The following is a 16,887-nucleotide window of genomic DNA, read 5'->3' as shown; positions in this document are numbered from 1 at the left end:
ACCTGCTTTTTCAAGCAGGTTTCTTAAATTGGTCGGCGAGAGAGGATTCGAACCTCCGACCCACTGGTCCCAAACCAGTTGCGCTACCAAGCTGCGCTACTCGCCGAATACTTCTGTAATGCCACTACTTTTCTTTTTTTATCGCTCAAAACTCTCAGGTTTTAAGCAAAAACCCCGCCACAGCAGGGTTTTCTAAATTGGTCGGCGAGAGAGGATTCGAACCTCCGACCCACTGGTCCCAAACCAGTTGCGCTACCAAGCTGCGCTACTCGCCGAATACTACGGCACTGCTTTACTGCTTAGATTTTGTGGTGCGAAGAGAGGGACTTGAACCCTCACGTCCGTTAAGACACTAACACCTGAAGCTAGCGCGTCTACCAATTCCGCCACCTTCGCATACGACAAAATCTTGTACTTAAAGTCTGGGGTGGCTAATGGGACTCGAACCCACGACAACTGGAATCACAATCCAGGGCTCTACCAACTGAGCTATAGCCACCATACCTGACTTCTTTACTGCTTCTTTCAACTACTGACTAACGCGGTAAATGTTACCACCGCCGCTCATATGCGCACAAAATAAATGGTGCGCCCGACAGGATTCGAACCTGAGACCTCTGCCTCCGGAGGGCAGCGCTCTATCCAGCTGAGCTACGGGCGCGTAGCGCCGTTGCGGATGTGCATACTACGGAGGAGAGCCCTGACTGTCCAGTGCTTTTTTCACAAAAAAACGCGTTTGATTACGCTTTGTGCATTACGTCTAAAGTAGCAGCGTTTTTCGGCCTTTTCACCCGGTTAAATCGCACAAAAGGCCTTTCAGTGACAACAATGACTGATTGATTAAAGATCGCCGCGCCAGTGATATTTGAGGTATTTCAGCAATCTGAGCTGACGTTTCAGGCGTGAAGGCTGTGAAATCAGGCGATACAGCCACTCAAGGCCCATTCGCTGCCATATCTTAGGCGCACGCTTCACCTGGCCGGTAAACACGTCGTAGGTGCCGCCCACGCCCATATACAGCGCATCCGGATAGCTGGCTTTGCAGTCACGCATCAGAATCTCCTGCCGTGGTGACCCCATCGCCACCGTCACCAGTTTCGCGTCGCTCTCCCGGATGCGCGTAAAGAGTGCGTCGCGCTGGTCCGGCGTGAAGAACCCATCCTGCGATCCGACAATGTTCACATTCCACTGGCGACGCAACTTATCGATGGTCTGCGCAAGAACCGGCGGTTTGCCTCCAATGAGAAAAACCGGCGTTCCCTCACGCCCGGCACGCTCCATCAGTGCTTCCCACAGATCGGCTCCGGCAATGCGCGATACCTGCGCCTGCGGATACTTCTTGCGGATAGAGCGCACGATGCTGATGCCATCGGCATATTTGTATTCTGCGGCATCAATCAACTGATACACCGCCGCATCGGCTTCTGCGGTCAGCACTTTCTCCGCGTTGATCGCTACCAGCGTGCCGGTTTTCAGCTCACCCTGTTGATTGAGGTAATCAACAAACTGCGCCATATCACTAAAGCCTGACAGCGTTATCCCGCGGATCCGATATTGCGGCACGGTTACAGAAACACTCATGGACATTCCTTCAAAACAAATCGCCTGGCAAGCGTTACGGTTGGGTCGACAGCGGACGAACCGGAACACGGGCACGGATTAAACCCGCGGTGTCCAGCAGCCAGTACAGCAGCTTCGCCACCACCACACAGAACGCGAAAATCACGCAGAAGAACACCACGCGCGAAACAAATGAATCCAGCCCTTCCCGTGCCAGCACGATCATGTTGAACACGGCACCAAAGCAGAAGCTTTGCAGAATCGCTGCTTTATAGCGATTCTGCTCTTGCTGGCCTTTTTCGTATAACCAGTCGAACCACTTAATAATCAGCCCAACGCCAACCGCCCCCAGCGGAATAAACAGCGCCCCGCCCATCACCACCAGCGAACCGATTAATGTGGGCGAGATGGCCAGCCCGGAGTGGTTATCCAGCACTTCCCACGTAAAGTAGTTCGCGCTGTTGAGCACAATGGAAGGACGGTCATGCCACAACCAACTGGGAATAAACACGTAGAAGTCACGCCAGATTGGTGCCAGCCCCTGGAAATCGATTTTGTCATAATTTTGCAGCAGCAGGCCGAGGTTCTCCCACGGCGAGAAGGTATCGCGGGTCAGATAGAGGAAGGTGTAAAACGCCTCCGCGCCGCTAACATCGAGGTTATAGCGCTTCAGCGCCAGCCAGAACATGCCGACAATCCCGCCAATCCCCGCCAGCACTAGCATCCACAGGGTAATCCAGCCACGAATAATGCCGATAAACAGGAACAGGGCAAAAGCAATAATGATGTTGGCGCGGGTGCCCCCAACAATCATGTACGTCAGCAGCCCAAACGCTACGGTACTGACCAGAAACAGCAGCCAGCTCCGCTTGTCCTGCTTGAGGAAGTAGATCACCAGCATCGCCGGGATAAAGAAGTAGAAGAAACGCTTCAACGCCACGCCGGAGACATCCGCCGAGAAAATCTGGCTGTAGCTGTGCAGCTTGAAGAGCAGGAAACCATTGTGCAGGAAGAACACACTGACGGTTCCCAGCGCTACCAGCGCCAGAATGCCCCAGGTCAGATGGGCTTCAATACGGTTAATCGTAAATACCTGACGAGGGGGTGCCCGATGCTTCGCCCGCAGCCGGGTTTTATAGCTGACGTAGTAAATAGCGTAGAAACAGCCCGCTGACAGTAACGCCTGGAGCAAATACTCCGGCGGCACCACGTCAACATCAAATCCAAACACCAACATGCAGGTCAGCGGGAAGCCGAAGAAGAACGTCAGCAGAAACAGCAGCGAGAAAAATACGTTGAAGTTGAAGCGCACACGACGAAACTCGCGCCAGGTCAGCGTGAGAATAAAACCACAGCAGCACAGATACACCACCAGCAGCCCGGCAAACTGTAATAACGTCATGCGGTGTCCCCTTCTACCCGACGCAGTGCCTGCTGCCAGCCGCTCAGGTAGCCCGGCTCGAAAAAGGCAATATGTGATTTATCCAGCAACATCATCTGACGCCGCGCCTCTTTCACTGTCGCTGCATCCAACGGATCGCCCTCAAACAACACCGGCACCTGTTGTTCTGCCAGATCCTGCCAGAACGGGTTCTTTCGGTTAAGTACAAAGGGCACATTGGCCTGCATCAACAGACACAGCGTACCGATACCCTGCTGGCGTTCAAAAATAAAATAGCCAAGGTGGCAACGGGCGATCAATTTCAGATAATCGCTGAACGCCAGCTTCTCGGTCAGGAGCTCAACGACACCCGGGGCAAACAACGCCGCGGCTGCGTCGCGCACACGCTGAATATACGCCTCGTTATTGGCGGGGTAGCCCAGCGGCACTTTCACTCGCACATTATCGCCAAACTGCTGATGGATGGACTGCAATGCCTGAATATGTCGGTTGCTGGCATCCCCTGAATTACCGAGCAGAAGGGTCAGCTGCCCCTGCGGCTCATCACTGCTTTGCACATTCTGTGCCAGCCGTGTCGGGAAATAGAGTAAAGAAGCCGGAACCTTCGGATGCCGCTGATGAAAGTGATTAATATCACCTCGGGTGGCAAACACCTGTGCCACACGTTTTTGTGCCTGACGCCGCAGCAGATAGAACAGCCGGAATTTCAGGCGGGTCGAATCTTCATACAGATCGGCCCCCCAGATATGCCAATAGATCTGAGAGCGCTTAAGCTGGCCGGACAACAGCGCCAGCCACAAGCGAGGATTGAACTGACCGTGGCAGAAAAAGCGCGTGTCACGCTCACGGCGTCCGGTGGTAATCACAGCAGCAGCGAGCGCCGCTTTATTCGCAAAAACACGGATATTCAGCCGCGTAAAGGGCTGCGCCATCTCAGGCAGTGCGCTCACCAGCCAGAACTCGCGCGCGGCTGCCACGGGCACCACGTCATGCAGCTGTTGATCAAAGAAGCTCAACACCGTCTGGTTATGATGAGGGATGTCTGAGCCTAAAAGGTGGATTACTCTGGTCATACTCGTCTACGGTAAATAATAAAAATGCCTGCACAGAGTGCAAAATAAGCGATATAGGTCGCCATATACGCCTGAGCCGCACCGGCTGCACCATGCAGCGGGATCAGCCAGCGGGAAAAGCCGGTGAGCAAGATAAACTGGCTCACTTCCGTCAGCACATAAAAACGCAGCGATGCCTTCGCGATGACCAGATAGCCAAAAACGTAGCAACCCACTTTGAGTACATCGCCCGTCAACTGCCAGACAAACAGGTCGCGCATGGCCGCAAACTCACGGGAGAACAGCAGCCAGATAGCCACATCACGCAGCCACCAGACGGTTAAACTCACGGCGGCGACCACCGGCAGTACGAAACGCAGCGCCTTCAGAATTTCACGTGAAATCTCAGCCTTGTGCTGCAGGCGTGACAAGGTGGGCAGGAGATACACGCTGAAAGACGCCGTGATAAATTGCAGGTAGGCATCCGAGATACTGCTGACGCCCTGCCACAACCCAACCTGTTCCCACCCCGCATGTTGTGCCAGCAGGTTACGCATCATCATCCACGCCACGGGCAACGTCACAGCGGTGATCAGTGCCATCAGCGTAAACTTACCCAGCAGAGCCACGAACTCCGGCTGCCAGGCGGGCAGCAGATAGCGCATTGGCAGATGCTCGCGACGCACCAGCAAAACCACTGCCGGCACCACCACCAGCGCAGGCACCATCGCCAGCCCGATCAGTGCACCGCTGTAACCTCCCAGCTTGTAGCAGACAAACCATGCAGCAACGCCGGTCAGGCTGCCGATAATCAGCGACCATGCATTACCTGCCGCATCACGAAAACCTTTCATGATCGCCAGCGCCAGATTAGCCCAGGCGATGCCCATTTGCAGGAAGGCGACGATACGGATTACCTGCTGATAGCGGTCATGACCAAACAGTGCATGACTGATGGGCGCGGCGAACAGCAGGAACACCAGCGCCAGCAGCAATGAGAATCCCAGCACCATTGACGATGCAGTGCCAGTAACGGCACGCAGCTGTTCAGGCTGCTGCTGATACTGCGCCACATACTTTGTGACGCCGTTAAAAATGCCGGCTCCGGCCAGTACGCCGAGCACGGTAATCAATTGACGAAAATTCCCCGCCTGTCCGACACCCGCCGGCCCGTAAGAGACCGCCAGCATTTTCACCACCAGCAAACCGGCGACAATTTTTACCAGCGTGGAGGCTGCCGTCCACACTGACGCTTTTGCCAGTGACATATCAGGAGAAATAGCTCAGTAAGGAGTTGATCACCGTTTTCTGATTATTATCAGAAAGGTTATAGAACAGCGGCAAACGCAGCAGGCGATCGCTCTCTGTCTGGGTGAAATGGTCTTCACCGTGGAAACGGCCAAAGCGCTGCCCCGCGGGTGAGCTGTGCAGCGGAATATAGTGGAACACCGCCAGGATTTCGGCCTCTTTCAGCCATGCAATCAGCGCGCTGCGGTCATCATGGTCACGCAGCTTCAGATAAAACATATGGGCATTGTGTTCACACTCGGCGGGTATGCTTGCCAGCTCAATGCGCCCACGTGCGGCCAACGGCTGCAACGCATCGTGGTAGGTCTGCCACAGGCGCAAACGTTGCTGGTTAATGCGTTCCGCTGCCTCCAGCTGCGCCCAGAGATATGCTGCCTGCAAATCCGCCATCAGGTAGCTGGAGCCGATATCACGCCAGGTGTATTTATCCACCTGGCCGCGGAAAAACTGGCTGCGGTTGGTCCCTTTTTCACGAATGATTTCAGCACGCTCGACCAGGGACGCGTCGTTGACCAGCGTCGCACCGCCTTCACCACCCGCGGTATAGTTTTTAGTTTCGTGGAAGCTAAAGCAGCCGATATGACCGATGCTGCCCAGCGCCCGGCCTTTGTAAGTCGACATCACGCCCTGCGCAGCATCTTCCACCACCCACAGTTGGTGCTTTTTCGCCAGCGCCATAATGGTGTCCATCTCGCAGGCAACGCCCGCGTAATGTACAGGCACGATGGCTTTGGTTTTATCGGTGATCGCGGCTTCTATCAGGCACTCATCGATGTTCATGGTATCCGGACGCACATCGACAAACACAATCGTTGCACCGCGCAGCACGAAGGCGTTGGCCGTAGAGACAAACGTGTAGCTCGGCATGATCACTTCATCACCGGGCTGAATGTCGATCAGGATGGCCGCCATCTCCAGCGATGCGGTGCAGGAGGGGGTCAGCAGGACTTTGCGGCTGCCGAAGCGCTGCTCCATCCACTGTTGGCAGCGACGGGTAAAACCGCCGTCGCCGCAGAGTTTGCCGCTGCCCATTGCCGACTGCATATATTCAAGTTCAGTTCCCACCACCGGTGGCGCATTAAACGGAATCATGGCGTTTCCCTGTATAACCAGTAGGCGGTGCGTTCAATCACGCCACCGCAGCGAAGATAGAGTCGCAGCGCGGCAACATTGCCCAGTTGCGTTGCGACATGAAGCCGTGTCAGTCGGCGCGCGCGGCACCAGTCATTAGCTGCGTTCATCAGCCGCTGGCCAATGCCCAGCCCCTGCGCGGCTGGCACTACAGCCAGCAGGCCAATGCGTGCCGTGCCGTCTTCCAGCTCACGCAGCGACACAAAGCCCTGCATCGCGCCCTGCTCATCCACCGCCAGCAGGCACTGGTGATCAAAGGTGCCGCGTACGGCATTTTCCACCCACTGCGCATAAAAACGCCCGCTGTCGCCCGGCGCATACCAGGGCGCGCGAAAACGGCTGTAGATGAACGCTTCTTCAGCCACCTGCCGCAGCATGGGGATATGCTCAGAGCGGGCAATACGAATGCCCGTCGGGCGTTCAACAGGGGTGATACCCAGCACGCAGTCTGCTTCCCCTTCCACCAGGCGAAACCCCAACGCGCTCAGGGCATCCAGCTCTGAACTCTGTTGAGCCAGTACTTTGACCTGCACCAGCGTATAGCTGTCGAGTTGCGCGCTATCAAGCGGTGTATCACCGTGCAATTCAAGCAGGGCACTGTGACATCCAAAGAAGGCGTTTTCCCACGCCAGGGGTTTAAGCGTCGCTTTCACTAACGCCAGACACCTTTCGTATCAACAATCCATTGCTGGCTGACGGCTGTCGGATCAATGGCTTTAAAATCACGATGGTCCACCAGCATCACCAGCACATCGGCCTGTTGCAGCGCATCGTCCAACGTCATCAGCGTCACGCTGTCCTGCAATTTTGCCGGAAGTTGCTGCACGTTAGGCTCCACCACCAGCGTGGTGCCCTGATGCCAGTCGGCAATCATTTTGGTGACCTGTACCGCCGGGCTTTCCCGCAGATCATCAATATCGGGTTTAAACGCCAGACCAAAGCAGGCGATTTTCAGCTCGCTGGCGCGTTTGTTGTTGCTCATCAGGCAGTCGGCCACCTGGCGCTGAACCTGCTCCAGCACCCAGTGCGGCTTGCTGTCGTTGACTTCACGCGCGGTACGGATCAAACGTGCTTGTACCGGATTCTGTGCCACGATAAACCATGGATCGACCGCAATGCAGTGCCCGCCCACACCCGGTCCAGGTTGCAGAATATTGACACGCGGGTGCCGATTGGCCAGCCGGATCAACTCCCAGACGTTAATACCCTGATCGGCCGCGATCAGTGACAGCTCGTTCGCGAAGGCAATATTGACGTCGCGGAAGCTGTTTTCGGTTAATTTGCACATCTCAGCGGTGCGCGAGTTAGTCACCACGCACTCGCCTTCCAGGAAGATGTTGTACAGCTCGCAGGCGCGCTGTGAACAGCGTGGCGTCATACCACCAATCACACGGTCGTTTTTAAACAGTTCAACCATCACCTGGCCAGGTAACACGCGCTCCGGGCAGTAGGCCACCTGGATATCCGCGTTTTCACCGGCCTGCTGTGGGAACGTCAGATCCGAGCGAGCCGCCGCCAACCATGCCGCCATCTGTTCGGTAGCGCCAACAGGTGAGGTCGATTCCAGGATCACCAGATCACCCTTTTTTAACACCGTGGCAATCGACACGGCCGCCGCCTGCACGTAAGCCATATCCGGCTGGTGCTCGCCTTTAAAGGGTGTCGGCACAGCAATCAGATAAGCATCGGCAGCCTGTGGTTGCATAGCTGCGCGTAACCACCCGCCTTCAACGGCCGTTTTCACCACGCGATCGAGGTCCGGTTCGACAATGTGGATCTCGCCACGGTTGATGGTTTCGACCGCGTGCGCATTGATATCAATGCCGATCACCGGCTTCTGGCGCGAAGCAAAAGCGGCAGCGGTAGGCAGGCCGATGTAACCCAGACCGATCACTGAAATAGTATTGAAACTCATAATGTTATCCGATTATTTTTGAGAGCCTGCACAATACGCTGGCAGGCCAGCCCGTCACCATAAGGGTTATGGGCGCGGCTCATTGCATGCCACGCGTCCTCATCGGTGAGCAGACGGGTCACTTCGCTGACGATCTTCGCGCCGTCTGTGCCCACCAGTTTGACGGTGCCTGCTGCCAGCGCCTCAGGGCGTTCGGTGGCATCACGCATCACCAGCACCGGTTTACCGAGCGATGGCGCTTCTTCCTGAATACCACCGGAATCCGTCAGGATCAGCCAGGCGCGATCCATCAGCCAGACAAAAGGCAGGTACTCCTGCGGTTCAATTAAAATAATATTATCTATACCGCGCAGAATGCGGTTTACCGGCTCGCTGACATTCGGGTTGAGATGCACGGGATAGACAATCTGCGTGTCGGGGTGCAGACGTGCAATTTCAGCCAGCGCGTTACAGATACGCTCAAAGCCGCCACCGAAACTTTCACGACGGTGGCCGGTGACCAGAATCAACTTTTTATCCGCATCCAGGAACGGGTAGCGAGCTGCCAGGCTATTTCTCAGCGCATCGTCACTGAGTACGCGATCACGCACCCAGAACAGCGCATCAATCACGGTGTTGCCCGTCACGAAAATACGGGATGCGGGCAGATTTTCACGCAACAGATTCTGCTGCGAACTGGCGGTCGGGGTGAAGTGGTAGCTGGCAAGATGACCGGTCAGCGTACGGTTCGCTTCTTCTGGCCACGGCGACCAAAGATCACCCGTGCGCAGCCCCGCTTCCACGTGCCCCACCGGAATTCGGTGGTAAAACGCCGCGAGGCTGGCAGCCAGCGTAGTCGTGGTATCGCCGTGAACCAGCACCACATCTGGGGTGAAATCGGCAAATACCGTCTTCAAACCCTCCAGAATACGGCTGGTGATCTCGGTCAAACCCTGGCCTGGTTGCATGATATTAAGATCGTAATCCGGCACGATGGAAAACAGGTGCAATACCTGATCGAGCATTTCCCTATGCTGTGCGGTCACGCATAAGCGCGACTCAATGTCCTCATCCTGCGCCAGCGCATGCACCAGAGGTGCCATTTTTATCGCTTCGGGACGCGTGCCAAAAACCGTTAATACTTTCACCGTGACTCTCTTAATTCGAAATGGTTTAACAGCACTTATTCAGTGCCCTTAACGGCGAGAGCGGCGCACCAGCGCAGTCCCGGCACCCAGTAGCACGCCTACCGTGCCCCACATAATCATCAGTAATACACGGCGTGGGCTGTCACGTTTTACTGGCTCTTCCGGTGTGCGCAGATAACGCCAGGTCTGGAATGATTTTACCAACGTAGGACCGACATTCAGTGTCGCCTGCATAGCCCGGTTTTGATCGTACTCCAGATCGTAGGATGGGCCCGTTGCACGCAGATTTTCCAACCGCGCCTGCAACATTGGCCTGCCCAGCATGAACATTTCAGAGTCCGGTAATTGCTCGGAAGGGGTCTGTGTTTTTGCTTGTTCAAAGCCCTGCTGCTGCGCAATTTTCAGCGCCTGTCCGATGCTGTTGATCTGACGGTCGTAAATGGCTTTGGCAACCGCTTCCTGACGCTTAATCTGCGCCTTTAACTGAATACTGCGCGCAGCCCAGGCAGCGGCGAGTTCTTCATTGAGATGCGTGGTAGCACGGGCATTAGCAAAGGCAACATACTGGCGCAGCAGGGTATTCGCATCTGCTGCTGTTTCCGCGATCAACCTGACGGTATCGTTGATATTTTTCGCATTATCGGCGGGCTGGAACTGGATATTGGCAATCATTTCATCCAGTAAGGCGGCGTCTTCACCGGTCTTGCCGCTTTTACGCTGCTGGTAATAGCTGGACTGTAGCCAGAAGTCACGACGCGTATCCCAGGCAAAAAGCTGCATCATAAACTCCTGATACGCTTCATCCATCACCGTCGGCGGAGCCACGGTCAGGCTGCCAGCACGAATATCCAGATTATTGAGAAACTGCTGCTGGGAATAAAACCCGGACAACATATTCACCGTAGGACGATCCACAATCGCCGTGGTGCTCCACTTCGGCGTCACCAGCAACGAATAGATCCAGGCCAGCAGGGCAAAGAGCACACCACCCGCAATAATCCATAACTTACCGCGCCATAGCGTGCAGCAAAGGCCACGAATATCCAACTCGTTATCTGCAGCGTCAGGATAGGTCATACATCTGTTTCCTTGTCGTCAGGGCATAGGTCAGTCAGTAGGAGATTTGCTGTCATTATTGTTATTTCGCAGACGGCGTTTAAACCGTTTGATCATGCGCGCCACGCGCCACGCGCGTTTAATGCAGTAGCCGTAGAGCATAAAGGCCAGCAGAAACAGAACCAGCATCATCCACTCAGGGACAAATGAAAGGTACTCGCCCAGCACACCAACGATAGCCAGCAGGGCCGCAGCCGCGGTGATCAGGACAAACGCCTGACGCGAAGTAAAACCGGCGCGCATGATCAGATGGTGAATATGTTGGCGATCTGCGGAGAAGGGGCTCATCCCTTTGCTCAGACGGCGATACATAATGGCGACCATATCCATTAATGGAATCGCAATCAGCCAGAGCGCCGTCACTGGCGTGATGGGATGGTTCTGACCCTGGGTCGCTTCTAACAGGATCCAGATAATTGTGAAGCCAATAACCGTGCTGCCAGCATCGCCCATAAAGACTTTATAGCGGCGGCCAAACATTCCCAGATTCAACAGGATGTAGGGCACGATGGCTGCAATCATGATAAAGCACCACATGGCAAGGCTGCTCTGCCCGTCAAACTGGAGGATGACCCCCATCGCCAGGAACGTCACACAGGATAAACCGCCCAGCAGTCCGTCGATGCCGTCCACCATATTGAAGGCGTTGATCGCAGCCCAGACAGCAAACAGCGTCAGCACATAGCCGAACGGCCCTACCACCAGTTCCCATGGGCCAAAGATGTAGCCCAGGCTTAGCAGGTAAAGTTTAGCTTTCATCATCATGACAATGGCGACACCCGCCTGTACCACCGCGCGGAATTTCACACTAATGTCATAACGATCATCAAGCGCCCCCACCAGTACCAGGCACCCGGCACACGCCAGATATAGCACTGAGTGAGGTATGTAGAAATTCGTCAATGCAAAAGCAAAACAGCTGCCTGCAAACACAGAGATACCGCCTACCAGCGGAATAGCCCCCTGGTGACGTTTGCGATAATTGGGCTTGTCCACCAATCCAATTTTGTTAGCCGCTTTACGTGCAAAGAAAAGAAACACCAATGAAAATAAAAAAGTCAGGCCAAGTTCTGTACTCATATTGAGTAAATTCACATTATCCAGCTCTCTGCTAAGAATTGCACAATGTTATAAGCAATATTTGTGCCAATAACATCTCTTCAATTCTGAATTTTATTCACCGGGACAAGCATAATCAATATCCCCATTGATCAGTATCCCGTGCCGTTCTTTAGATTAATTCTCCCAGATCAGGATAGCCTATAGGCCAAAAACAAAAAACGCCACGACTATGCGTGGCGTTACCCGAGTTTTGTACTTAATTTGACGACTGCGGTATGGCCAGACGATCAGTTCGGCGTCTGCCCGCAGCCCAACGACCTGTTATGAACGTTTCATCATGTCGAAGAAATCATCATTGGTTTTCGTCATCGCCAGCTTGTTGATAAGGAATTCCATCGCGTCGATTTCGCCCATTGGGTGAATAATCTTGCGCAGGATCCACATCTTCTGCAGCTCTTCGGACGTGGTAAGCAACTCTTCTTTACGCGTACCGGAGCGATTGTAGTCAATAGCAGGGAACACACGTTTCTCGGCGATTTTACGCGCCAGATGCAGTTCCATGTTACCTGTACCTTTAAACTCTTCGTAGATCACTTCATCCATCTTCGAACCGGTATCAACCAGTGCGGTGGCGATGATGGTCAGGCTTCCGCCCTCTTCCACATTACGCGCAGCACCGAAGAAACGCTTCGGACGATGCAGGGCGTTGGCATCCACACCACCGGTCAGTACCTTGCCGGAAGCAGGAACCACGGTGTTGTAGGCACGCGCCAGACGGGTGATGGAGTCCAGCAAGATGATCACGTCTTTCTTGTGCTCAACCAGACGCTTGGCCTTTTCGATCACCATCTCAGCAACCTGAACGTGACGGGATGCAGGTTCATCGAAGGTTGAAGCGATAACTTCACCTTTAACCAGACGCTGCATCTCGGTCACTTCTTCCGGACGCTCGTCAATCAGCAACACCATCAGCACGCAGTCTGGGTGGTTGTAAGCAATGCTCTGCGCGATGTTCTGCAGCAGCATAGTTTTACCGGCTTTCGGAGGAGCCACGATCAGACCACGCTGACCACGACCGATCGGCGAAGCCAAATCCAGTACGCGAGCGGTCAAATCTTCGGTAGAACCGTTGCCACGCTCCATGCGCAGACGAGAATTGGCATGCAGCGGCGTTAAGTTTTCAAACAGGATTTTATTACGGGCATTTTCCGGTTTGTCGTAGTTAACTTCATTAACTTTCAGCAGTGCAAAGTAACGTTCACCTTCTTTTGGCGGGCGAATCTTGCCAGAGATGGAGTCACCTGTGCGGAGGTTGAAGCGGCGGATTTGGCTGGGGGAAACGTAGATATCATCGGGACCGGCGAGGTAGGAGCTGTCTCCTGAGCGGAGGAAACCAAATCCATCCTGCAATATCTCGAGTACGCCGTCGCCGAAGATGTCTTCGCCACTTTTCGCGTGTTGCTTAAGGATGGCGAAGATAATGTCCTGTTTGCGCAAGCGCGCCAGGTTTTCCAGCCCCATATTTTCGCCGAGGGTAATCAGGTCAGAAACCGGCGTATTTTTTAATTCGGTAAGATTCATAATGGTGGGTTCTTAAACTCGGGGTAAAACATGAACTGTTTGTCGTGAATGGTATGGCGAAAGATCCATGCCTGTTTAATTGGTTCTTGGTTCCGAAGTCCACTCGATGATCACGTGCAGGAAAACGCAAATCTGAGACGAGGAGACGGTGAGGACAAGAAGCCGGAAATCAGTTGATACTAACCGTCAGATTGCTGAACGTCTGTAAGACTTTTGATGAATACTGTGTTCAACAAGGAGTAATTCTAAAGATTCAAACTACAAGGCAAGTGCGTAGTGCAGTAGATTTAACTTAGCATGCTTAATGCCGGGCGTCTAGCGGTCAGCGAAAAATTCAAACCGCAAGGCGCCGGCACGGCATGATTAGCCCAGGTTCGCGTTCAGGAACTCTTTGAGCTGGCCTTTAGACAGTGCGCCGACTTTCGTCGCGGCCACTTCGCCATTCTTAAACAACAGCAGGGTTGGGATGCCACGGATACCGTACTTAGGTGCGGTAGCAGGGTTTTCATCAATATTCAGTTTAGCAACGGTGAGCTTGCCATCAAACTCTTCGGCCACTTCGTCAAGAATAGGGGCAATCATTTTGCAAGGACCACACCATTCTGCCCAGAAGTCAACCAGCGTCAAACCTTCTGCTTTCAGAACGTCGGTTTCAAAGCTGTCATCGGTCAGGTGAACAATTTTATCGCTCATGTTTACTCCAGGAGATTATCTTTACCATGATGTTGCATTAAGCAGCATAAGGATGAGTTTATTGTACTGCTTTTATTTCACCGGATAAGCTTTCGTAAAGCAATAGTAAGCTGATATTCTACCACACTATGAGCAAAACACACTTAACCGAACAGAAGTTTTCCGACTTCGCCCTGCACCCTCAGGTTATTGAAGCCCTTGAAACTAAAGGGTTTCATAATTGCACGCCTATCCAGGCGCTGGCATTACCGTTTACGCTCTCCGGGCGTGATGTAGCAGGTCAGGCGCAAACCGGTACCGGCAAAACGATGGCGTTTCTGACGTCAACGTTCCATCATCTTCTTTCTCACCCCGCACCGGAAGGTCGCCAGGTTAACCAACCGCGGGCGCTGATTCTGGCACCAACGCGCGAACTGGCGGTGCAGATTCATGCGGATGCAGAGCCTCTGGCGCAGGTAACCGGACTGAAGCTTGGTCTGGCTTACGGTGGCGATGGCTATGATAAGCAACTTAAAGTGCTCGAAAGCGGTGTCGATGTGTTAATCGCCACCACGGGTCGTTTAATCGATTACGCTAAACAGAATCACGTGAATTTAGGCGCCATCCAGGTGGTGGTACTCGACGAAGCTGACCGTATGTTCGACCTCGGCTTCATTAAAGATATCCGCTGGCTGTTCCGCCGCATGCCTGCCGCCAACCAGCGTCTGAATATGCTGTTCTCCGCAACATTGTCCTTCCGCGTGCGTGAGCTGGCGTTTGAGAACATGAACAACGCGGAATACGTTGAAGTCGAACCGGAGCAGAAAACCGGGCACCGTATTAAAGAAGAGCTGTTCTACCCTTCCAATGAAGAAAAAATGCGTCTGCTGCAAACGCTGCTGGAAGAAGAGTGGCCCGATCGCGCCATCATTTTCGCCAATACCAAGCACCGCTGTGAAGATGTCTGGGGCCACCTGGCTGCAGATGGTCACCGTGTTGGTTTGTTAACCGGCGATGTGGCACAGAAAAAACGCCTGCGTATCCTGGATGATTTCACCAAGGGTGATGTCGATATCCTCGTCGCGACGGATGTCGCTGCACGCGGCTTGCATATTCCAGCAGTGACCCACGTATTTAACTACGATTTGCCAGACGACTGCGAAGACTACGTTCACCGCATTGGTCGTACAGGTCGTGCAGGCGCCAATGGTCACTCTATCAGCCTCGCCTGTGAAGAGTACGCGCTGAACCTGCCAGGTATTGAAGAATACATCGGTCACAGCATTGCGGTCAGTCGCTATAACAGCGATGCGCTGATGAGCGAATTGCCACCACCAAAACGCTTAACACGTAACCGTTCTGGTAATGGCCCGCGCCGTGGTGGAAATAACAACCGCCGCAGTAGCGCACCGCGTAACCCTAACCGCAAACGTTCAGGTTAAGCCGCCATGCTGAGTGCATCATCACTCTATGCTGCGATCGATTTAGGATCGAACAGCTTTCATATGTTGGTGGTGCGCGAAGTGGCTGGCAGTATCCAGACCATTGCCCGCATCAAGCGCAAGGTGCGTCTTGCTGCTGGTCTCGATCCCGATAATCATCTTTCAGATGAGGCAATGGAACGAGGCTGGCAGTGTCTGCGGTTGTTTTCCGAGCAACTGCAGGACATCCCTCCCGAACAAATCCGCGTTGTGGCGACAGCCACGCTGCGTATTGCTGCCAATGCCGGTAGTTTCCTGGTCAAAGCCCAGGAAATCCTCGGTTGTCCGATCAATGTCATTAGCGGTGAAGATGAAGCACGCCTGATTTATCAAGGTGTTGCGCATACTACGGGTGGGTCGGACAAACGACTGGTCGTCGACATCGGTGGCGGCAGTACCGAGCTGGTCACCGGCAGAGGTTCACAGACGACGACGCTGTTTAGTCTGTCGATGGGCTGTGTCACCTGGCTTGAACGTTATTTTGCCGATCGTCATCTGGGTAAAGCGAATTTCGAACAGGCGGAACAAGCGGCGCGAGCCATGATCCGTCCGGTGGCTGATGCTTTACGCGAACAGGGCTGGCAGGTCTGCGTGGGCGCGTCCGGCACTGTACAAGCCCTGCAAGAAATTATGATGGCTCAGGGCATGGATGAGCGCATCACGCTCAGTAAACTTGAGCAACTGAAACAGCGCGCTATTCAGTGCGGCAAGCTGGAAGAGCTGGAGATTGAAGGGCTGACTCTTGAGCGCGCGTTAGTGTTCCCCAGCGGCCTGTCTATTCTGATTGCTATCTTTACCGAGCTGAATATCAACAGCATGACGCTGGCCGGTGGCGCGCTGCGCGAAGGTCTGGTGTATGGCATGCTGCATCTGCCAGTGGATCGTGATATCCGTAACCGCACGCTGCACAATATCCAGCGCCGTTTTGCGATTGACCCTGAGCAGGCAGAGCGTGTCCGCCAGCTGGCAGACAGTTTTGCCCGTCAGGTCAGCCAGGTGTGGAAGCTGGACGACCGCAGCCGGGAACTGCTGGAAAGTGCCTGTCTGATCCACGAGATTGGTCTGAGCGTCGATTTCCGTCAGGCACCACAGCATGCGGCTTATCTGGTACGCCACCTTGATTTACCAGGCTTTACGCCAGCGCAGAAAAAGCTACTGGCGACATTGCTGCAAAATCAGGTGAACGGTATCGATCTGGCGCTGTTAAGTCAGCAAAATGCCGTACCGCCACGTGTTGCCGAACGGATGTGCCGTCTGCTGCGATTAGCGATTATTTTCGCCAGCCGCAGGCGCGATGACATGCTGCCCGCCGTCCGTTTACTGGCGGATGATGATAATCTGACGTTGACGTTGCCGACAGGTTGGCTGGAAGCGCATCCTCTGCGTGCAGAGCTGCTGGAGCAGGAGGCACACTGGCAAAGCTATGTGCACTGGTCATTAGTCATCGTTTGAAATCTGCTGCGCCCGGTGTGATGCTGCG

At 54.2% G+C, this 16,887-nt stretch carries 14 protein-coding genes and 5 tRNA genes; 2 read left to right on the top strand and 17 right to left on the bottom strand.

Annotation, left to right across the window (positions count from 1 at the left end):
- Positions 1-29 precede the first annotated feature (29 nt).
- The 17 genes from HHI26_RS23215 to trxA form a co-directional block, all read right to left on the bottom strand.
- Positions 30-106: transfer RNA gene (locus HHI26_RS23215), tRNA-Pro, on the bottom strand.
- 92 nt (positions 107-198) lie between these two features.
- Positions 199-275, bottom strand: a tRNA-Pro gene (locus HHI26_RS23210).
- A 34-nt stretch (positions 276-309) separates the two neighbouring features.
- Positions 310-396, bottom strand: a tRNA-Leu gene (locus HHI26_RS23205).
- A gap of 27 nt (positions 397-423) precedes the next feature.
- Positions 424-499, bottom strand: a tRNA-His gene (locus HHI26_RS23200).
- 85 nt (positions 500-584) lie between these two features.
- Positions 585-661, bottom strand: a tRNA-Arg gene (locus HHI26_RS23195).
- A gap of 179 nt (positions 662-840) precedes the next feature.
- A complete protein-coding gene (gene wecG, locus HHI26_RS23190) occupies positions 841-1,581 on the bottom strand; it encodes a lipopolysaccharide N-acetylmannosaminouronosyltransferase (protein WP_159338534.1) in 741 nt (246 codons plus the stop codon).
- 34 nt (positions 1,582-1,615) lie between these two features.
- Positions 1,616-2,962, bottom strand: a complete 1,347-nt coding sequence (gene wzyE, locus HHI26_RS23185) for an ECA oligosaccharide polymerase (protein ID WP_133846862.1) — start codon at positions 2,960-2,962, stop codon at positions 1,616-1,618.
- Entirely contained in the window at positions 2,959-4,035 is a 1,077-nt protein-coding gene (locus tag HHI26_RS23180; protein WP_171149782.1) for a TDP-N-acetylfucosamine:lipid II N-acetylfucosaminyltransferase, read from the bottom strand. The genes wzyE and HHI26_RS23180 overlap by 4 nt, the downstream gene beginning before the upstream one ends.
- Entirely contained in the window at positions 4,032-5,282 is a 1,251-nt protein-coding gene (gene wzxE, locus HHI26_RS23175; RefSeq protein WP_133846864.1) for a lipid III flippase WzxE, read from the bottom strand. Before wzxE ends, HHI26_RS23180 begins: the two co-directional genes overlap by 4 nt.
- 1 nt (position 5,283) lies before the next feature.
- Complete coding sequence (gene rffA, locus HHI26_RS23170; RefSeq protein ID WP_171149781.1) at positions 5,284-6,414, bottom strand: dTDP-4-amino-4,6-dideoxygalactose transaminase; 1,131 nt, start codon at positions 6,412-6,414, stop codon at positions 5,284-5,286.
- Positions 6,411-7,106, bottom strand: a complete 696-nt coding sequence (rffC, locus tag HHI26_RS23165; protein ID WP_159338530.1) for a dTDP-4-amino-4,6-dideoxy-D-galactose acyltransferase — start codon at positions 7,104-7,106, stop codon at positions 6,411-6,413. Before rffC ends, rffA begins: the two co-directional genes overlap by 4 nt.
- Positions 7,106-8,368, bottom strand: coding sequence for a UDP-N-acetyl-D-mannosamine dehydrogenase (wecC, locus tag HHI26_RS23160; RefSeq protein WP_171149780.1), 1,263 nt, complete (start codon positions 8,366-8,368; stop codon positions 7,106-7,108). The genes rffC and wecC overlap by 1 nt, the downstream gene beginning before the upstream one ends.
- A complete protein-coding gene (gene wecB, locus HHI26_RS23155) occupies positions 8,365-9,495 on the bottom strand; it encodes a UDP-N-acetylglucosamine 2-epimerase (non-hydrolyzing) (RefSeq protein WP_159338529.1) in 1,131 nt (376 codons plus the stop codon). Before wecB ends, wecC begins: the two co-directional genes overlap by 4 nt.
- Before the next feature lie 48 nt (positions 9,496-9,543).
- Entirely contained in the window at positions 9,544-10,572 is a 1,029-nt protein-coding gene (gene wzzE / locus HHI26_RS23150) for an ECA polysaccharide chain length modulation protein (protein ID WP_133846869.1), read from the bottom strand.
- A 30-nt stretch (positions 10,573-10,602) separates the two neighbouring features.
- Positions 10,603-11,706: a UDP-N-acetylglucosamine--undecaprenyl-phosphate N-acetylglucosaminephosphotransferase gene (wecA, locus tag HHI26_RS23145; protein ID WP_133846870.1), complete on the bottom strand. Its 1,104-nt coding sequence runs from the start codon at positions 11,704-11,706 to the stop codon at positions 10,603-10,605.
- Between the two features lie 288 nt (positions 11,707-11,994).
- Positions 11,995-13,254, bottom strand: coding sequence for a transcription termination factor Rho (gene rho, locus HHI26_RS23140; protein WP_056234711.1), 1,260 nt, complete (start codon positions 13,252-13,254; stop codon positions 11,995-11,997).
- Between the two features lie 363 nt (positions 13,255-13,617).
- A complete protein-coding gene (gene trxA, locus HHI26_RS23135; protein ID WP_133846871.1) occupies positions 13,618-13,947 on the bottom strand; it encodes a thioredoxin TrxA in 330 nt (109 codons plus the stop codon).
- 128 nt (positions 13,948-14,075) lie between these two features.
- On the opposite strand from trxA, the gene rhlB reads away from it, so the two are divergent.
- Both rhlB and gppA read left to right on the top strand, forming a co-directional pair.
- Positions 14,076-15,368 carry an ATP-dependent RNA helicase RhlB gene (gene rhlB, locus HHI26_RS23130; RefSeq protein WP_133846872.1) on the top strand — a complete coding sequence of 431 codons (1,293 nt, stop codon included), beginning with the start codon at positions 14,076-14,078 and terminating at the stop codon, positions 15,366-15,368.
- 6 nt (positions 15,369-15,374) lie between these two features.
- Entirely contained in the window at positions 15,375-16,859 is a 1,485-nt protein-coding gene (gene gppA, locus HHI26_RS23125) for a guanosine-5'-triphosphate,3'-diphosphate diphosphatase (RefSeq protein ID WP_171149779.1), read from the top strand.
- Positions 16,860-16,887 lie beyond the last annotated feature (28 nt).

This window comes from Erwinia sp. JH02 (assembly GCF_013074405.1).
Taxonomy (GTDB): domain Bacteria; phylum Pseudomonadota; class Gammaproteobacteria; order Enterobacterales; family Enterobacteriaceae; genus Erwinia; species Erwinia rhapontici.
This window is presented reverse-complemented; position numbering and strand designations above follow the sequence as displayed.